Origin of the sequence: Adhaeretor mobilis (assembly GCF_007741515.1) — a bacterium.
Lineage (GTDB): Bacteria > Planctomycetota > Planctomycetia > Pirellulales > Lacipirellulaceae > Adhaeretor > Adhaeretor mobilis.
Genome location: NZ_CP036263.1, coordinates 5727617 through 5745738 on the forward strand (window position 1 = coordinate 5727617; position 18122 = coordinate 5745738).

Consider the following 18122-nt stretch of genomic DNA (forward strand, 5'->3'; position numbering starts at 1 on the left):
CGTAGGGTATGTCGAGTGGAGCGAGGCGTACCCTACAATCTAAGCAACATGAGTCACCGAGTCTCGTGATACAATAATCGCCATGCCTGACCTCACGAATGCTCTCATTAAAGCCGCTCGCAAGCTCTCCAAAACCGTCGACACGCTTTCCTTCGCTGAGCCCGTCACCCACGTCTACAACCCGCTCTCCTACGCCCGTGGTGCGCACGAGCAATACCTGCACCTCGCCAATCCCAAAGGTGCGCGCGTCCTCTTCCTCGGAATGAACCCCGGCCCGTGGGGCATGGCCCAAACCGGAGTGCCGTTCGGCCAAATCGAAACCGTCCGCGATTGGTTGAAGATCGACGCAAAGATCTCACGCACAAAGATCGAGCACCCCGCTGGTGAACATCCTAAACGGCCCATCCAAGGCCTCGAGTGCCAGCGCAACGAAGTTTCCGGCGAGCGCCTCTGGGGCCTGTTCCGCGAGAAGTTCAAGACACCGAAGAAGTTCTTCGCCCAGCACTTCGTCACGAATTACTGCCCGCTAGTTTTCATGGAAACCAGCGGCAAGAACCGCACGCCTGATAAACTGCCAGCAGCCGAGCGCGCCCCGCTCGACGCTGCCTGCGACGAGCACTTACGGACGTTGCTGAAAACGCTCCAACCAAAATTCGCCATCGGCGTGGGCGTTTACGCAGAAAAATGCTTACAGCGAGTGAACGAAAACGAAGCGATCAACATCACCCGCATCCTGCACCCCAGCCCCGCCAGCCCGCTCGCCAACCGCGGCTGGGCGGAGCAAGCCACCAAGCAGCTTGTCGAAGCGGGCATCTGGAAATAGCTCGGGCCTCCAGGCCTGAGTTTCTCGACGCCACATTTTTTTCGACGCAAAGCCGCCAATGACGCAAAGAATCGCGGAGAAACTATTTAGCCACACGTTAATTCTCTCAACGAATCGCTCGAAGTAAACGAATAGCCATTCGTACAATTCGCGAAATTCGTTGTAAAAAATGACACGGCAACGGAACGATGCGGGCTAACCATCAATCCCACCACAGCCCGACCGCCTTGTCACGCACCAGCGCCCGGGCCAACAGCTCCACGCCGTAGTTCTCCTCGGAGAGGTCCACCCCCTCAACTAGCGAGTGTACCCTGGGGTCAAGTTCCTGCCCCATCTCCTCGGCCATCTCGATCATCTCGTCGTAACAACCAAAGCCTTGATCCACCGTGTCGGGGCAGAACTCGTAGATCTCCTGGGCCAGCGTCCGCGTATCCTCGGGCAACGAGGCAAACTCGACGGTCACCCGATCATGACCGATGTCGGAAATAGCGATCCCATACTTCGCATCCCAGGCTTCTAGCCGTGCGATGATGTCCGCGTTGCTCACGTCGCAGTTATCGCCGTTGGTGACTTTGGATTTGAGTTCTTCGGTGTTGATCATGCGGCCCCCTAATTCGAGATTCTGAAACCAGTAGTTTTATTCCAAATTGGCACCCAACAAGCCGACATCGAGTCCCACTTTTCGGAAGTATCTCATTGCGAAAACATGGAGAACTAGCAACAGCAATAGAGCAACCGGGTAACCAGTTTTGAGGGACACGACACTAGCCACAGCAGTACAAGTGATTGCCAGTGGCCAGTTGGTCAACTCTTTCATTAACATGAGACAGGCAACAATGGAAAAAGCCTCAATCGCCCACAAGAGCAAACCAATGAAGAGCCAAGCAGCTGATGGTCCTTTAAACTCTCCAAAAGAGTTATCGAAAGCGAGGACGTATAGGAAGATCGATATTGGAAATAGGAAGGTTCCAAGCTTCAACCCAATCGCCAGCACCGCCCAGCGGTGATACTTTAACAAGCGAGATAGGTTTAGCCAGAACTGCGAATGAGCATTGTCATTGATTTCGTCACCCATATGCTTCGCCTTGGATCGGATTCCAACGAGGTTTGAACCCCTCACTCCTCAAATAACTCCGTCGCCGTCAACCGCACCGAGGGCAACGCCAAGGGACTCGCCGCGTCGTCCCCTTGTGAATCGTCTTATTCTTATAGGTGAAATCTACCGGTTCGCGATAAACCTCAGCTGGAACTGCGGAGGTCAGTCGAATCAAGTCGCCCTACCTAGGGAATTATATGAGAAAACTAATGCCTCTTAGCGATTCTTTGCACCCTTGGCGTCTCCGCGTCAAAACTCAATAACTCCCACAACAGCGCCAATAAGCTGTCACTCTGGCCCCTCGCCTCTGGCCCCTCTGCCCTCACTCCCCACAAACTGGCACAAAAATTCTTGCAGCGGCCCCAATACCCATGGTATACAATTGCACACGTTCGACGGCGGCCCTTGGGGCGACTGCGGCGGACTGCGAAACACCCAAGCCCACGCTTGAACAACTCGACAGAAGCTCTTTAGCGGGGGCTGCCTGTCGTTTCCCGGGAGCGTGTGGCTGAACGTGCGGTAGCAGTGCTCGCATATGCGGTTCCGCAAGACCGACGAACGGGACGGCAGTGAAGGACCCGCCGACCCTCTCGAATGATGGACGTCCATCCTTTTGTTGTAGGGTCCGCTGTGCGGACCGTTGTTTTGCAAGCCATGTAGGGTACTGACGAGTGGAGCGAAACATACCGCGCACTAGTTCCTGGTATGCCTCGCTCCACTCGTCAGTACCCTACGATCAACATCATGGTCCGCACTGCGGACCCTACTACGATGAAATTTACCGACTCTGATCGCGCTCAGATCCTGCTCGCCCTCACCCGCGATGTGGGACCGCTGCTGCGCGCCCGGTTGCTGGAGGCCTTCGCAACGCCAGAGCGCGTACTTACGGCCAGCGAGCACGAGCTGCAACAAGTTTCCGGCGTGGGCCCGAAGATCTCCAAACGCATCATCAACGCTCGGCGTGACATCGATCTCGATGTGCAATTGGGCATCGTCGAACGTGAAGGCCTTGGCGTGCTCTTGCCGCCACGCAATGAGAGCGACACAGAACAAGCCGACTATCCGCGTATGCTGCGCGAGATTCCCGATCCGCCGGGCGTGCTATTCACGCGCGGCGAGTTGCTCCCGGGAGATGCCGTTGCGATTGGCATCGTCGGTACGCGCCGCGCTACGCATTACGGAAAGCAACAAGCAGAGCGTCTCGCTGGCGCGCTGGCCCGTGCGGGCATCACGGTCGTAAGCGGCTTGGCGCGGGGCATCGACACAGCCGCCCATCGTGGTGCACTAGCAGCTGGCGGTCGTACGATTGCCGTGCTGGCGAGCGGCGTGCTGAACATTTACCCGCCAGAGAATGAAGGCCTCGCCGAAGAGATCGCCGCCAACGGGTGCGTGCTCAGTGAGGCAGCTCCCACCATGCCGCCCATGAGTGGCATGTTCCCACAACGCAATCGCATCATCAGCGGCATGTCGTTAGGGGTGATCGTCGTAGAAGCGGCCGAACGTAGCGGCGCGCTCATCACCGCCCGTCATGCCTACGAGCAGAACCGCGAAGTGTTTGCCGTCCCTGGACAAGTTACCAGCCGCGTGTCGGCCGGCCCGCACAAGCTGCTGCGCGACGGAGCGAAGCTGGTCACGTGCATCGACGACGTGCTGGAAGAGCTAGGCCCGCTGGTCGAACCCACCCAGCGAGCCGACGGCACCACCATGCGTTCACCCGCGGAAATAAAGCTCAACGAGATGGAGCAACGCGTGCTGGAGAAAATCGAACCGGGCGGCACCTACATCGAGAATGTGGCCATCCACTGCGAATTACCCATTCATCGCGTACTCGCCACGATAAGTGTCCTGGAGACGCGACATTTGGTTAGGAAAATTGGTGGGAACCAAATCGCGAGGATTTGAGTCTAAAGCGTTGTGGCACCAGCCAAAGGGTTGCTTGCTACCCTTGTGAACCTGGGGGTGATGCCTACCCTCAGTGTCTGACCTCAGTGTCTGACCTCAGTGTCTAACCTCAGTGTCAGGGCCCCAGGTGCTGAGACTCCTAGGACAACCCCAAGGGCAACAAGTTGCCCATGCCACCCATTCCGGCATGGAGAGGAGTGACAATCACCCCAGAATTCGGCCAATATCATGGTCCCGTCAACGAAGCACCCTTCTAGCACTCCAAACTGACCCGACCAGCCGAAAACCGTGTAGTTACCCCTCCACGGGGCTACCTACTAAAAAAGATGTTCACTGTATTAAAATCGACCACACACCCCCCCAATATGAGACTCTACGAGCCCCCGAAACTGACATAATCGGTGTAAGAGTTGCAGATTTGGCAGTCGAAAAAACTGCAAAAACCGCGTGAACCAACCTCCTTGAAGCGACGTAAACCCTTAGCAGTAGTGATTTTCGCCCTTTTCGGCGGTGCCGACGCTAGCAACGAAACTTTCGCTCGGCATGTGAGTTGCATAACAATATTGCGGTGAGTCATCAGGTACGATGGCAGAAGTCACCCGCGGTAACGATTGCCACCACGGCAGGACGCCGCAAGAGACGCTATCCCCAACCCATGGAAATGCCCGTTGAGGCTAGGGCTGGTGGATTACTGATTTGACGGCGAGGTGAAAGGATGTTCGCCTCCGTAACGTCGGACTCTCTTTTTGAGGAGTTCGGGACTATGACTACCCCACGCACGGAAGACCAAAAGAACAGAAAAGTCAAAACGACCAAACGAGCAAAGAGCACGAACGTGGCCAACACCAAGCAAGATCAGCCAACGACTACTGACGAACAACTGTTCGAGTCGTACCGCGCCGACGGTGACTCGACCGTATTCGCAGAGCTTGTCTCGCGCTACCAGCGCGAGTTATACAACTACCTCCGTCGCTACATGAACGACGCCTCGCTGGCCGAAGACGTGTTTCAGGCGACATTCCTAGCGGTTCACGTCAAGCAACACCTCTTCCAAGAGGGACGTAAGTTTCGCCCGTGGCTCTACACAATCGCCACCAACCAAGCGATTGACGCCCAGCGCCGCAACAAACGCCACCGCCGCCTAAGCCTCGACCAAAGTCACAGCACCGGCACCGAACAACTCGGCTCGCTATTAGACATTGTCGCTGGCGACCAACTGAGTGCGCACCAGACAGTCGATAACAATGAGCAAGCTCAGTGGGTTCGCGACGCGGTCGCCAACCTGCCAGAATCGCTTCGCAACGCGGTCAACCTCGTGTACTTCAAAGGCATGAAATACCGCGACGCAGCTGACGCTATGTCGATCCCCGTTGGCACCGTCAAAAGCCGCCTGCACTCGGCCATCAGTCGCCTCGGTGACGCCTGGCACGAAGGGAAGACCACCAAGCTCGGCTAAGCCGGTACGGGCCCACTAGGCCCGGCTACTCAGCTGTATGCACAAAGAGATGCAGGTATTGTTACCCTACAAGCCTGTCGCCCGGCCCGTCTCGACGATGTGGCCCGGGCGGCAGGTTTTTTGTGCATCAGGTATGAAGCTTTGGACGGGCGAGCGAGAGCCAGCCGAGATGTGACTTGGTGAGTGGAAGCCCCTGGCAAGGCTCCGGTAGTGCGTAGCACTGCGGCCTGTGGGAGAAAGGACCACAAAAGCCGCTTAGGGTGTCGCCGTTGATTCTTCCACGACGCCATCAGCGGGCTCTTTGCCAGGTTCAATGGCATCGCGCACGGGATTGGCTGAAGCACCCTTGGGGAAGAGTGCCGCGTTCACCTTGGGCAGCATCAACTTGGCAAACTCGACCGCAGAGCTATCGTTGATTTCCTCTTCATCGGCAGTGACGGATGTGGTGAAGTACAACTTGTAGAGCGCCGTGTTGTTGCCGTAGTAGTAACGCGGATCATCCGGGGCATCCCATTTATCCTGTCCTTCTTTGTTACCGTTCCAGGCCCAGAATACGCGCACTTGGTAACGCCCCATGGCATCTTCCTTGTGGAACTTAGCCGTGTAGAACATGCCCGGCTCGCCCTGCTTGGGGGCAATCTGGTGCTTGGTCTTTGTACCCGTTGGCGTAAAGCCGGCACTAGGGAAGCAAATGTCGGGCGTGTGGCGGACGATATCGCGTGAGTGCCCCACAATGAGCCACAGATCGACTTCGCGCCCCGAGTTAGGATCGACGTACTTGCGAGACACGTGGCCAACAGCGCCCGCCGTGTCGCGGACCTCATCGGTCACCTTCTTATCTACGCTTTCCCAACCGGCCACATTTTTTGGCACCTGCTCGAAGCGCTTAGCGAATTCAGCAGCGGTGACACTAGAAGTATTCAGCCGGTCGGAGAAATAACCTTCTACTACGGTCAGCCCTACCAAGGACACCACGGCAACGAGCAAGGGAATGAACAGATTATTCTGAGGCATGACAGCAAAGCCGGAAACGGGGTTAAAAGCACCAGTAGGGGTCTTTCAACGGTAGGCTTGTACCGCGGGGCTGTCAAGCAAGGGGCGAGCCAAAGGCGATAGCTTCGGGTGGCCCTATGATCGCGGTCCGTAGTCGTAAATAAACCCGATGCCAGCGTACGGCTCAGTTGATCGCTCTTCTCTTACTCTTCCGAACCCTCGAAGTAAATCGCCTGCTGAAGGCCACCCTTGCCGGGCTCGGCCGCGTAGGCCGAAGCTGGGTTGATAATACGGATGCCGCCGTTGTCGGTGCTAACAGCGTTGGCACTCGTTGGCATTACCGCATTATCGGTACGAATGCGAAGCCGGCTGGCAGGCACATTCTGCGGAGGCGTCACCGGAGGCAGTGGTTTGAGCAAGCCGGTCAGGTGAGCTACGCGCCGAAGGCTTGTTGGCAGACTCGGCGGTGCGTTTTCGCCGTTAGGTTGAGTCTGCTGGACAGGACTCAGGTGGCTTGCCGGGCGAACACCATCGTCCTTGATTTGTTTCTCCAAAGGCGTGAAGCGAGCAGCCGGATTGGCCAGTTGGGAACTCACGTTTGGCAGAGGCTGTGGCGCGGAACCGTAGATTGGATTGGCTCGATTCTGGAAGGCTGGATTCCGTAGTCCGAGAGCCGATTTAGGGATACGAGGAAACGAGCCCTCAGCAGCCGGCGAGCGCAGGCCGAGAGGTTCGAGCTCCGGCAAAGCTTCCGCTCCGCCACCCTCTGGCGATAGCGGATCGCCCAGGGCCTCCACGGTCGCATCATCCTCTTCTCGTTCTTGCTTTTCCGGCCCCGCTTTGTCTTCCTTGGAAGGAATGGGTCGTTCTATGCCTTTCAATCCTGCCTCCTCGTCCTCGGAGTACTGCGGATCGGCAGTCGTCGGAGGCACTGCGGCCGGATCGCCCGGCCAGGGACGCCAGTGGGTGTGCCAAACTCCCCAAGTGTCTCTCTTGGGACGGCAATTGCCGTCGGCAGCACAGGCACAGGGAGTCTCGGGATGGGCTGCCCAGGTCAATGAGTCGGCAGCCAACAGGCCAAGCAGGGCGACCCCTGATAGTACGGGAGCGAATAGATTGCGTTGCATGGTGCTATCCTTAATGGCACTGCCGGGAGCAGTTTCGTTTTTTCATGGCCATCGCTGGCCGGGGTGCTGCGTTGGGTCTTTTCTTCGTGGAGTGCGCGGGGAGCCCCATAGGCTACCCGCGTGTAATTTCACTCCTCTGGTGGTGTGTTTCTTAACAGTCTCTCTTAGTTTTCTAGCGATCGAGATCACTAGTACTAGTTTCCTTAAATCAGCCGCCAGGTGTCCTGTCCGGCTCACCCACAGAACCGTGGGCTAACACCCTGCGGCTGATAGTTTCTTTTATGGCATCTAAAACAGTACTACATGTCGGTCAGGGTCGATTCGGCTTAGAACGTGTTGCCTAGGCCGAAGCGAACGATACGGTTAGCAGTCGAGGTGCCGAGCGAGGTGATGCCGAGGATTTGCTCGAAGGGACTCAGCACAGTACGCAGCACGCTGCTGAACTTGGAGAGCTTGTTCCCCGCGATGTAGAGTCGATCGCCAGGCATCATTTGGTAGTTAGTTGCTGTGACGGCACCGCCGGAGATTGCTTTCCAATCGACCGGTAGGATTTGCTCGCAGCCAACACCATTCGGTGCGGGCCTGGCAATCCACAACGTGGAGGTCGAGAATTGAGAGATACCTTGAATGTTGGCCACCGCATCAAGCACGGTTTCATTGCCAGTGATCGGCAACTTCACAACGCTATCCCCCTGCCCACCATCGGCAGTAATGATGTAGTACACCTTGCTATTGTACGCGAGGATATCAAGAAACACTTCGGGATCGTCGAGATCCTTAGAGAGCTGCTCTTCAATCGCCGTTCGTGCTTGCTCGATGGTAGCACCTGCCACGTAAACCGAACCGTAAGTGCCCAAATTCACTCGCCCGTCAGGACCTACTAGGTGCTGCCCGGTAACCTGCTGAGCACCAGCTGAGGCTACTAGCGACACAGAGATTTCAACGTTGGCGAGAATCTGTGAGAGCTCGTCCCGCAGAGTCGCTTCCGCCTCTTCAACCGTATCGCCAGCGATATTGATGCGACCGTATGTGGGTCCCAGATTTACACTGCCATCGGCATCGATGTTGTAGGTGTTATCGATCGGAAGTTCCGGGAAGTTACCCGTAGCGCGGATTAATACCACGTCGAAGACTTCCAGCTTATGGGGCGATTTGGGCACCAAACGCACGCCTTCGATGAGCAGCACATCTGGCGGCTCGATCACGTAACGTGGCAAAGTGACTTTCTCAAGCTCACGCGGCACGCTACTCGCGGCAGGGGCTTCCGGCGGCGTTGCGGGGAATGGATCTCTGGGCTGCATAAAGGCTGTGCAGCCTGTGCAGCTGACCGCGAGGGCCAACAGAAGAGGCAGGACTGCATTGGTTGTCTGGCAGGACTTCATCGTGATCTATCTCGCTGGAGAAACGTCCTTGTTTCGCGGCTACGCTTCCGGTATTCGGCTGCTAGCATGCGGATGCATTTTCCACAGGCAGCAGGAAACGGAGGAATTGCTTGCGCGACGGTTACAGAAGGAATAATCGGCAATCTTTACCAGCGACTTGTGTAGTAGCCTCGGGAATTCCCAAAAAACAACGCGGAGAGTCCCTGCGCCTACCACGCGTGCTTAGATCGAGCGCCCAGATCGAACTTGGCCAGCGATGGGTGCTCAAGCCGCGCGATCATTGCCATTGCTTGGCGAAAGGGGCAAGCTAGAAGGCCTTGCTGGCAAACCATTTGCAGCAAGTCAGGCGATTTGACAGAACTGTCAAACCCGCGTAACCTCAAGGCACTGGCACCAAGGGCAAATATACCTTTTCCCAGCGATTCGCGCGAACCGCACTAACAGTCTCGGCGTAGTAGTTAGAGCTGCTAGCATTCCCGCGAATCACGTTACGTTAAATCTGTGATGGTGAAGCTGAGAATAGTCAGTCCTTAGACTTATCGCCAAACTCCCCCGTAAAAAATCTTACTAGCAATTCTCGCCTCGGCGAGCCTTTCTTCGTCTATGAGCAGCACTTTCGACAACGATTTCATCGACGAGGACATTCAGCTAGATGCTGATGCCGAGCAGAAGGCTTGGATCATATTCGGCGTTCTATTCGCGCTCGTCACGCTCGCCTACGAGAACCTCATTCGGGCAACCGTCCCGTTTTGGTTCGACTCCCTCTACTCGCATGGCTGGCTGATCCCCGTGATCGCAGCCGGGTTGTTCTGGGTGCGGCGACAACCGTTGACCCGAGTGGCAACCTCCGAGCGGTGGATCGGGGCGGCTGTCATGTTCTTGTTTTTGAATCTCCGCTGGTATTTCTCGATTATCGACATGCAGCCTGTCATTCGCATGACTTTCATCGGTGTCCTGCTCGGCGTTGTAATGCTGGTTGGTGGCTGGCGCATGCTGAAGTGGGCTGGGCCTGCCGTGGCTTTCTTACTGTTCATGTTCCCGCTGCCCAGCGTACTGGAGCATACCGTGCTCTTGGGTCTGCAAAAGATGGCTACTATCTGTAGTACCGCGGTGCTGCAAACCCTGGGGATTTCTGCGGTCAGAGATGGCAATCGAATTCTCATCGGGGAAATGCAACTGGGTGTGGTCGATGCTTGCAGCGGGCTACGGATGCTCACGATATTTGTGGCCATGAGCGTTGCCTTGGCTATCGTAATGAAACGCCCCTGGTGGGATCGCCTCGCTGTGCTCGTCGCGGCTGTGCCGATTGCACTGCTTGCAAACATTATCCGAATTGTGATCACCGCCTTGCTCTACAAGTGGTTTGGCATGGAGAACGATCTGATCAACACGCTGGTCCACGATTGGGCCGGGCTGGCGATGATGCCTATCGGTCTAGGCTTCCTAGCCCTGCTGTTTGCGATACTTTCCAATCTCACGATTCCGATCGAAGATGATTATTCTGATTTCGGCATGGCTGCCGGATGAGTTACGCGAAGTACATTCCCACTTAGAATCCGCCTGCAGAGGGTGTTCTAGCGGAGGTTCCGGAGCCGGGCATCAAGCGATCGGCGCCGGATCGTTCGTCGCGGAACCAGTCACCTAGCTGACCGGTTTAGGCTGAACTATCAGCCCGAATCAATAGGTACGTGGGTCGCCAAGAGCATACCGCCGGGCTGCTGGCTGTTGCTTTTGGACAGCACCTGGGTTGGCTTTTCACCACATACACGCTGCGAGAACGACTATACACAGGCAAAAATGCCTGCCACAGGGCGTTGGCCCGGCAATTGCGTACCGCTACCTCCGTGACCGCTCCCCCCAAGCAACAGATTCGCAGTAAGCCTAGCAATCACGCACTGACAGCACTCACGCACTGGGACTCGTTTCATTAGAGAGGCATCCGATGGCAAATCATGACGACAACTTTTCAAGTCCGGCAGCGACCTACGAAGCTCCTGAGAGAGAAGCTCCCTCACGAGCTTTAGTAACGGCCCCGCCTGCGGGCCCCGCTTCTTCGCCGATTGGAGCCCCGGCACCGATGTACGCAGGCGAAGATCTCCTGCGAGGTGGACTGAGCCAAAAGTGGCTAATGAACTGCCTGCGACGTCGCTGGCTCATGGCTTCGCTGCTGGGGCTCCTCGCGGCAGCACTAGTTGCTATTCCGCTCTATCTGCTCTTCCCCGAGTCTCACAAAACGGTTGCCTACTACCGAATCAATTCATCAACACAAGACAACCCTATTGGCAAATCAACTCGCTCGAACATGGACACCAAGAGCTTTGCCATTTTCGCCAAAACTCAAGCAGCACTCGTAAAAACTCCGCTGGTTCTGAATCGAGCTCTTGCTGAGCCCAAAGTCCGGCAGACGGAAGCCTATAAGGACAAGGGTGACAACGCCTCGAATTGGCTCAACGATGAGCTACGAGTGAACTTGGCCAGCGAAAGCGAGATTTTGGAACTCCGCTACGATGGTCCCGAGGACAAGAATGAGATGGAGCTCATCATGAACGCCGTCTGCGACGCATTTGAGGAACAGATTCTGCTTGTCGAACGTGAAAAGCGGTCCGATGAACTGGAGCAGCTTGTCAAGCTCCATAAGAAAGTGAAAGAGGACGTCGCAGAAAAATTTAAGAAATTCAAGCAGCTTGCTGAAGCCAGCGGAGCCGGTGACTCAGAAACCGCGGCGAATGAAGTCCGCATGCTAACCTCTGAAATCATGGAGATCCAACGCGCCATTTCAAAGATTGAAAAAGAGATGATTGAAGTCCAGATTCGTAAGGAGATTGCGCTACGGGAGATCGATTCCCCGGCTCGACTCGACGCAATGGTTGATGGAGTGTTGGCCTCGGACATCACTATCAAGAATTATGAGCAGGAGCTGTTTGGTCTTGAGCAACAGTTGCGGGGTCAGGGTGGAGTGGGACTCAATCAACAAGCACCTAATTTGATCCGTTTGCGAAACATGATCGCCCAGTCGAGTCAGAATCTAAACCAATACCGCTCTGAGAAAGAGAAGCAGGTCCGCAAGGATCTTGCCGATCGCCCCGATAACGAGAAGCAAAGAGTCATCATCGAATTCCGCATGCGGATGCAGGCGGCAGCGGCGCAGTACCAAAAACTCTCAGCTCAGCTTGAGGAGAAAAATGACCTCCTTGCACTCAAGAGCAAGCGAGACCCCGACTTGGCAATCTTGCAGCAGGAGGTAGAACGCGAGCGCGAGACCGAGAGTATTCTGGCCTCGAAGGTTCAATCCCAGAGACTCATGCAGGACGATTCAAGAAGGAAACAAATCGAAGTCATCCAGAAGGCAACAGCAACCACCAACATTACTACGATTGAACGCTTGGCGATCGCTGGCGTGGGCGGGCTCTCTGCTCTGGCACTTACTTGCTATGGCGTTGCCCTCATGGATTTCCGCAAGCGTCGCCTGAATGGTCCGACCGACTTGGATGAAGGCCTGGGCATTCGCGTGCTCGGTGTGCTTCCTGCGGTAACGGCACGCAAGGCGCTAGCGGGAGGGAACATGGCTTCGGTGCAAGTCTCCGAGGCAATCGATAACGTGCGAGCCACGCTCATGCACGATTCAACATCGAAGAAACGGCAGGTTGTACTCGTCACCAGCTCCGACACACTGGACGGCTGCACAACCGTGGCTTCGACGCTAGCGGTAAGTCTTGCTCGGGCCGGTCGTCGCACATTGCTCATTGACGGCGATCTACGATCACCCTCACTGCACAACCTGTTCGGCCTGCCTCTAGACGATGGCTTCAGCGAAGTGCTGCGAACCGAGGCGGAACTGACCGACGTCATTCGCCCAACAAGTACGGAGAGCCTGTATGTCATCACAGCTGGCATCTGCGACTCTAGTGCGGTGCATGCTTTGGCGACCGATCAGCCACAGCCGATCTTCGAGAAGCTACGAGAACAGTTCGATTTCATTATCGTGGACAGTGCTCCCGTGTTGAGCGTTTCCGACAGCTTATCACTGGGTCAGTATGTTGATGGAGCGGTGCTCTCGGTTCTCCGAGATCATAGCGAGCTTCGCAAGGTGAACAAAGCAGCTGAGCTACTGGATGGACTTGGCATTCGTCTGCTCGGCACCGTGGTCAACGGCATGCCTCTTAAGACGGATCGTCGGATCCTGCAGCTTCACAAGAACACGGTTCGCAGCCAAAAGCAGTTGGCTGCACCGGATAAGAAAGCGAAGAAGTCGAAAGGGAAAAGTAAGAAGGCCGCCAAGGCCGAGGCAAAAGCAAAAGCTGAAAAGCCTGCTGAGCCGACGCCGACTGCCATAGCTGTCGCCGAGCCTCCCAAGGCTGCTCCACCGAAGCCAATCGACCCCGTCGTCGAAGAGAAAGGCAACTCCATCGACCTGGATGATATCCAGCTCGACATGGACGACTTCGACATCGACGAGTTGTAAGAAACGAAGAACCCTAAGAAACGGCCCTCAGCCGTGATTTGCTGAGACGTCGGATCGCCCTTTGCGATCCGGCGTCTTTTTTGGTTTGTGCGTCAAGCATGACGCCAATGGCCATGCCCCTTCAGGGTTCACTCCTGGTCGATCGTGCACACTAGAGATACTTCAAGCTCTTCAATGGCGCACGGGGAGCCGTTGGCTCGCAGCTCTCGTAACTGAGTACTGAAGGATCGAAGGCGGGAAGCGATTTGTGCTGAGCGACTTGCTGATTTACCGCTTGAAGTTCCGCTGCCGAATCTCCAAGAAGCCATCAGCGGGCCTTTTCCAGCCTCTTTCGGGGAAAATCCCCACTTTTTGACAACTCGCCTCCTTCAGACGATGGTAGAGAAAGTCCTGTTTTTCAGCAAACAGAGGCTGCCCTCGCTGCGTAGAGTCTATAGAGAGAGTCCAGGGTCCCCCTCTACGGGGTTTGGTTTCCAGCTCAGCTGCCAGCACAACTGCTGCTGAAGGGATGTCAGATCCGTGGCCTTGACCTAAAATTCTAGTATCTGCCTTTTGAAGCGCTTGCTACTATTCGCCACCATGACTGACGAGCTGATTGCCTATTTGCTGAACGATCTTCCCGACGACCGCAAAGCGGAAGTCGAGAGCCAGCTCGCAGCCGATCCGAAGTGGCGTGAGGAGCTCGCTCGCCTGCAAGACTGCTTGGGAGAGAGCAGCGGCGAAGACTGCAGCGATTCGGCAGAACAGCCGCCACCTGGTGATTTGGTCAACCGCACGTGCACATTGGTCGATAGCGTGTGCGGCCCGCCGGCTAGCCTCTCGCCGACCACCGAGCGCTGCTGCAGCCGATCCAAGTGGACCCTGGCAGACGTTTCCGTGGCGGTTGGCATCGTACTGATCCTTTCCGCGCTCGTGCTACCAGCTATTCGCGGTAGCCGCGACAGTGCCCGCCGTGTTGCTTGCCAAGACAACCTCCGCACGCTCGGCACCGCGCTGTTCGACTACGCCCAAGCTCGCAACGGGCAACTGCCGAGTGTGGGTCCGAATGAAAACGCTGGAACGTTTGCCGTGAAACTTGCCGCTGCCGGTTACCTGCAACCTCAGCAGTTGGGCGAATCGCTCGTCTGTCCGCAGTCGGCACTGGCCGGTGAATCGGGCAAGCGTCGTGTATTGGTCCGCGTGCTTTCCTCTCGCGACGACAAGGGCGATCCAAAGCTCAAGATTCAAATGTGGCCACTCATGAGCGGCAGCTACGCCTATCGGCTGGGCTACTTTGATAAGCATGGCGAATATCGCCAAGTGAAATTCACAGGCAGTCACAACGCACCCATGTTGGCAGATGCACCCAGCTTTACCAATGCAAAGTTCCGCAGCCTCAATCACGGCAATGGCGGTTACAACGTGATCTTCCAGGATCTCAGTTCGCGGTTTGTCATCGAATGCGATTTAAACTGCTCGGGCGAAGGGCTCGACGATCCGTTCCTCAACGACAATCGGGCCCATGCCGCCGGACTTTGCCGGCGAGATGTCGTACTCGGTCGCAGCGAATGGACCCCTCTGGGCCCGCTCTCACCCGTAACGCAATCGGTCGCGGCACGTTCTTCAATGCCGATGATGCTGTACTTCTCCGGGCTCAACTCGTCGAACAAGCAGGACTAGAGCGAGTCCCTACAAACTCGCAGCACGATCTCTCAGCCCGTCCGCAGCTGCTTGCGTTGGGCAACCAACTTACGAATGTGTTCCAAGTCGTCGTTCGGCGTCGCGCTTATCAATCGCCGGGTGTAATCTTCGCGTGGGTGCTCGTAGATTGCCTCGCTTGGGCCGAATTCCACGATCTTCCCTTGGTTCATCACAGCCATCATGTCGGCCATGAACTTCACCACGCTCAAGTCGTGGCTAATGAAGATGTAGGTGAGCCCGCGTTGTTCTTGCAAACGCTTCAGCAAGTTCAACACCTGGGCCTGCACCGAGACGTCCAATGCCGAGACGGACTCGTCGCAGATGATGAATTCCGGTTCCACGGCAATCGAGCGGGCGATGCAAATTCGTTGTCGTTGGCCGCCGGAAAACTCATGCGGATAACGCCGCAAGAATGCCGAGCTTAAATCGACTTCTTCCAACAGCGCCGCCGCCCGATCGCGACGATCTTTCTTACCGCTGCCAATGCCTTGAATGACCATCGGCTCGGTAATAGCCGACTCAATCGTCATACGTGGATTGAGCGAGCCGTAAGGGTCTTGGAAAATGATTTGCATCTGGCTGCGAATCTCGCGTAAATCAGTCCGCCCCAGGGCCCTGACATCCTTGCCATCGAAAGTCACCTTGCCGCTCGTTGGTTCTACGAGCCGCAGGATGGCCCGCCCACAAGTTGTCTTGCCGCAGCCGCTTTCGCCTACCAGCCCCAAGGTTTGCCCCGGATAAACATCGAAACTCACGCCATCGACGGCCTTTACGTGATCCACCACGCGAGCGAGCAGCCCACGCCGCACGGGGAAATGCACTTTCAAGTCTCGCACCGATAGCAGCGGCTTGGTACCTTCCTCGACGGCTGTGGCATCGGGCAGGTGGTTGGCTTCCTCCCACGGGTGACCGATCTCCGCCAGCTGGCTCTTGGGATGTAACAGCCGTCCACGGCCTTGAGTCTTCAGCTGATTTAATCGCGCCGCATCGAGTTCCTTTTCGATGACCTCGATCCGCTGGCCCTGGGGACTCTCAACGACTTTGATATCCATGAAGTCGCTCACTGTCGGCAACAAACGGTACGGTGTGTCCAGTCGCGGCCGGCAAGCGAGCAGGCCCTTGGTGTACGGATGCTTGGGATTCTCGAAAATATCGAGCACGGGCCCCTGCTCAACCATCTCGCCACGGAACATCACCAGCACTTCGTCGGCAATCTCTGCGATGACACCCAGATCGTGCGTGATGAACAAAATCGCCATGCCACGTTCGTCGCGCAACTTGCGGAGCATGTCGAGAATTTGCTTCTGAATCGTCACGTCGAGCGCAGTCGTTGGCTCGTCTGCAATTAATAACTTCGGATTGCAAGAGAGCGCCATGGCAATCATGACGCGCTGCTTCTGCCCGCCAGACATTTGATGCGGGTAGGAATCAACTCGCTGTTCTGGCTCGGGAATGCCCACCTCCTTGAACAGTGCGATCGTTCGTTCGCGAGCTTCTGCCTTAGAGACCTCTTGGTGTAGGATGATCGCTTCCATGACTTGTGCGCCCACGGTGAACACCGGGTTGAGCGAAGTCATCGGCTCCTGAAAAATCATGCTCACATCTTTGCCGCGGATGCCCCGCATCTGTGGTTCTGGCAAGCCAACGAGGTCTTTCCCAAGCAGCGAGATCGTGCCCGTTTCAATCTTTGCTGAAGACGCCAGCAGCTGCATGATTGACAACGAGGTAACCGACTTGCCCGATCCGCTTTCCCCCACGATTCCTAGGGTGTGTCCCTGCTCGATGCGGAATGACACCCCATCGACGGCCTTAACGACGCCCTCGTCGGTATGGAAATGGGTATGCAGATTGGCGACATCAACAACAGGGCCATCAACGACAGCGGCATCCTTAACAGCTTGTGACACGTGCTTGACTCGTTACGGTGTGAAGGCTTCCTCAGGGTAAGCGAGCATTCTAGGCGAATTGGGCACCGTACCGAAGCGCAACTTTTGGCTACCTCATGCTACAATGCTCGACTATGACAATTCTCATCGGCGTCGACGAAGCGGGCTACGGCCCAAATTTGGGCCCTCTGTGTATCGGAGTGACCGCTTGGTGCGTCCCGGATAGGCGAGCCGGATCGTCGCCGATCCCGTCTGATGCGTTCGACCTCTATAAACTGCTAGCCGAGGCAGTTTCGCGCAAACCGGCCGAGGGGAAGATCGCGATTGCAGACTCTAAGCAGCTCTACAAACCTGCCTCGCACTCTAAAGGTGGCGTAGGACTGAAGCACTTGGAACTGGGGGTGCTGGCGGCGCTAGACGTTTCAAACGACGACGAGACGTCGACGGCTAGCTTGCGTGATTACATCGCGACAACGCAGGCGGACCCTGAAGCTCTTCGCAAAACAATTCCTTGGTACAAAGATTCCAACGCATCAATCCCCATCGATGCCGACACGGAGTTGATCGACCACACTGCTTGCCGGTTTCGCCGTGTACTAGAACAAACCCATGTTGAACTTCTCGCGGTTCGTGCAAGGCTCGTGTTCCCCGAGGAGTTCAACTCGCTAGTCGATCGCTACACTACCAAAGGCGCCGCGCTTTCCCACGTGACACTTGCTTTGGTTCGCGAAGTTTACGACGCATGCATTGAACAAATCGCGGAGCAAGCTCAGAGGCGAAATATTGTGATCGTCTGCGACAAACATGGGGGGCGCAATCGCTATGGGGCGTTGTTGCAGCATCACTTCCCCGAGCAGTGGATCACCACGCAAGTCGAAAGCCGCGCTGCGAGCCGCTACACTTGGGAGGATGATGCTAGCCGAACCGAGATCTCTTTCTGCACCGGCGGCGAATCGTTCTTGCCGACGGCGCTTGCCTCAATGACCGCCAAGTACCATCGCGAGTTGGCTATGCGCAGTTTCAATGCGTTCTGGCAAAAACACGTTCCCGATATCAAACCAACAGCCGGTTACCCGCTTGATGCGAGGCGATTTAGGGCCGAGATTGCGGGGAAGCAGGAAGAGTTGGGGATTAAAGATCGCATCTTGTGGCGGAAACGATAAACCTTGAACCACGGAGTCACGGAGTTGTAAAGACAGCGTTGTAGAATAGGACGCGTACTAGGCAGATGGACGCTGATGTAACAAGAATTCATTTATTCAGAGCATCGTATGACATGCGGGAGTTACCTTCCAAGCCATTTGCAGTTCTAATC

General features: G+C 56.1%; 14 protein-coding genes. 8 read left to right on the plus strand and 6 right to left on the minus strand.

Annotated features, from left to right (window positions below; genetic code table 11):
• The first annotated feature begins 82 nt into the window (after positions 1-82).
• Entirely contained in the window at positions 83-823 is a 741-nt protein-coding gene (locus HG15A2_RS22575; RefSeq protein WP_145063583.1) for a uracil-DNA glycosylase family protein, read from the plus strand.
• Positions 824-1025: 202 nt separating this feature from the next.
• On the opposite strand, the gene HG15A2_RS22580 is transcribed toward HG15A2_RS22575, so the two are convergent.
• Complete coding sequence (locus HG15A2_RS22580) at positions 1026-1424, minus strand: DUF4253 domain-containing protein (protein ID WP_145063585.1); 399 nt, start codon at positions 1422-1424, stop codon at positions 1026-1028.
• A gap of 36 nt (positions 1425-1460) precedes the next feature.
• Entirely contained in the window at positions 1461-1898 is a 438-nt protein-coding gene (locus HG15A2_RS22585; RefSeq protein WP_145063587.1) for a hypothetical protein, read from the minus strand.
• A 726-nt stretch (positions 1899-2624) separates the two neighbouring features.
• On the opposite strand from HG15A2_RS22585, the gene dprA reads away from it, so the two are divergent.
• On the plus strand, positions 2625-3821 hold the full coding sequence (gene dprA, locus HG15A2_RS22590; protein ID WP_218932185.1) for a DNA-processing protein DprA: 1197 nt from the start codon (positions 2625-2627) through the stop codon (positions 3819-3821).
• Positions 3822-4584: 763 nt separating this feature from the next.
• Complete coding sequence (locus HG15A2_RS22595; RefSeq protein ID WP_145063589.1) at positions 4585-5277, plus strand: RNA polymerase sigma factor; 693 nt, start codon at positions 4585-4587, stop codon at positions 5275-5277.
• A gap of 255 nt (positions 5278-5532) precedes the next feature.
• Here HG15A2_RS22595 and HG15A2_RS22600 read toward each other — a convergent pair whose 3' ends face one another.
• The 3 genes from HG15A2_RS22600 to HG15A2_RS22610 form a co-directional block, all read right to left on the minus strand.
• A complete protein-coding gene (locus HG15A2_RS22600; RefSeq protein WP_145063591.1) occupies positions 5533-6291 on the minus strand; it encodes an exosortase-associated EpsI family protein in 759 nt (252 codons plus the stop codon).
• A gap of 182 nt (positions 6292-6473) precedes the next feature.
• Positions 6474-7397 (minus strand): hypothetical protein, encoded by a 924-nt coding sequence (locus HG15A2_RS22605; protein WP_145063593.1) that lies wholly within the window; start codon positions 7395-7397, stop codon positions 6474-6476.
• Between the two features lie 326 nt (positions 7398-7723).
• On the minus strand, positions 7724-8779 hold the full coding sequence (locus HG15A2_RS22610) for a polysaccharide biosynthesis/export family protein (RefSeq protein WP_145063595.1): 1056 nt from the start codon (positions 8777-8779) through the stop codon (positions 7724-7726).
• Between the two features lie 603 nt (positions 8780-9382).
• Here HG15A2_RS22610 and HG15A2_RS22615 point away from each other — a divergent pair.
• The 4 genes from HG15A2_RS22615 to HG15A2_RS22625 all read left to right on the plus strand — a co-directional run bounded on the left by HG15A2_RS22615 (position 9383) and on the right by HG15A2_RS22625 (position 14900).
• Positions 9383-10306, plus strand: a complete 924-nt coding sequence (locus HG15A2_RS22615) for an exosortase/archaeosortase family protein (RefSeq protein ID WP_145063597.1) — start codon at positions 9383-9385, stop codon at positions 10304-10306.
• A 161-nt stretch (positions 10307-10467) separates the two neighbouring features.
• Entirely contained in the window at positions 10468-10710 is a 243-nt protein-coding gene (locus HG15A2_RS24380; protein ID WP_218932186.1) for a hypothetical protein, read from the plus strand.
• A gap of 11 nt (positions 10711-10721) precedes the next feature.
• Positions 10722-13241 (plus strand): tyrosine-protein kinase domain-containing protein, encoded by a 2520-nt coding sequence (locus HG15A2_RS22620; RefSeq protein WP_145063599.1) that lies wholly within the window; start codon positions 10722-10724, stop codon positions 13239-13241.
• A 579-nt stretch (positions 13242-13820) separates the two neighbouring features.
• A complete protein-coding gene (locus tag HG15A2_RS22625; protein ID WP_145063601.1) occupies positions 13821-14900 on the plus strand; it encodes a type II secretion system protein in 1080 nt (359 codons plus the stop codon).
• 32 nt (positions 14901-14932) lie between these two features.
• Here the strand turns inward: HG15A2_RS22625 and HG15A2_RS22630 are convergent, their stop codons facing one another.
• Positions 14933-16828 (minus strand): ABC transporter ATP-binding protein, encoded by a 1896-nt coding sequence (locus tag HG15A2_RS22630; RefSeq protein ID WP_145063602.1) that lies wholly within the window; start codon positions 16826-16828, stop codon positions 14933-14935.
• A 113-nt stretch (positions 16829-16941) separates the two neighbouring features.
• Here HG15A2_RS22630 and HG15A2_RS22635 point away from each other — a divergent pair, with 113 nt between their 5' ends.
• On the plus strand, positions 16942-17970 hold the full coding sequence (locus HG15A2_RS22635; protein ID WP_145063604.1) for a hypothetical protein: 1029 nt from the start codon (positions 16942-16944) through the stop codon (positions 17968-17970).
• Positions 17971-18122 lie beyond the last annotated feature (152 nt).

Coding starts and splice junctions, on each gene's coding strand:
- HG15A2_RS22575 (WP_145063583.1), top strand. CDS start 83: ATGCCTGACCTCACGAATGCTCTCATTAAAGCCGCTCGCAAGCTCTCC.
- HG15A2_RS22580 (WP_145063585.1), bottom strand. CDS start 1,424: ATGATCAACACCGAAGAACTCAAATCCAAAGTCACCAACGGCGATAAC.
- HG15A2_RS22585 (WP_145063587.1), bottom strand. CDS start 1,898: ATGGGTGACGAAATCAATGACAATGCTCATTCGCAGTTCTGGCTAAAC.
- dprA (WP_218932185.1), top strand. CDS start 2,625: ATGCCTCGCTCCACTCGTCAGTACCCTACGATCAACATCATGGTCCGC.
- HG15A2_RS22595 (WP_145063589.1), top strand. CDS start 4,585: ATGACTACCCCACGCACGGAAGACCAAAAGAACAGAAAAGTCAAAACG.
- HG15A2_RS22600 (WP_145063591.1), bottom strand. CDS start 6,291: ATGCCTCAGAATAATCTGTTCATTCCCTTGCTCGTTGCCGTGGTGTCC.
- HG15A2_RS22605 (WP_145063593.1), bottom strand. CDS start 7,397: ATGCAACGCAATCTATTCGCTCCCGTACTATCAGGGGTCGCCCTGCTT.
- HG15A2_RS22610 (WP_145063595.1), bottom strand. CDS start 8,779: ATGAAGTCCTGCCAGACAACCAATGCAGTCCTGCCTCTTCTGTTGGCC.
- HG15A2_RS22615 (WP_145063597.1), top strand. CDS start 9,383: ATGAGCAGCACTTTCGACAACGATTTCATCGACGAGGACATTCAGCTA.
- HG15A2_RS22620 (WP_145063599.1), top strand. CDS start 10,722: ATGGCAAATCATGACGACAACTTTTCAAGTCCGGCAGCGACCTACGAA.
- HG15A2_RS22625 (WP_145063601.1), top strand. CDS start 13,821: ATGACTGACGAGCTGATTGCCTATTTGCTGAACGATCTTCCCGACGAC.
- HG15A2_RS22635 (WP_145063604.1), top strand. CDS start 16,942: ATGACAATTCTCATCGGCGTCGACGAAGCGGGCTACGGCCCAAATTTG.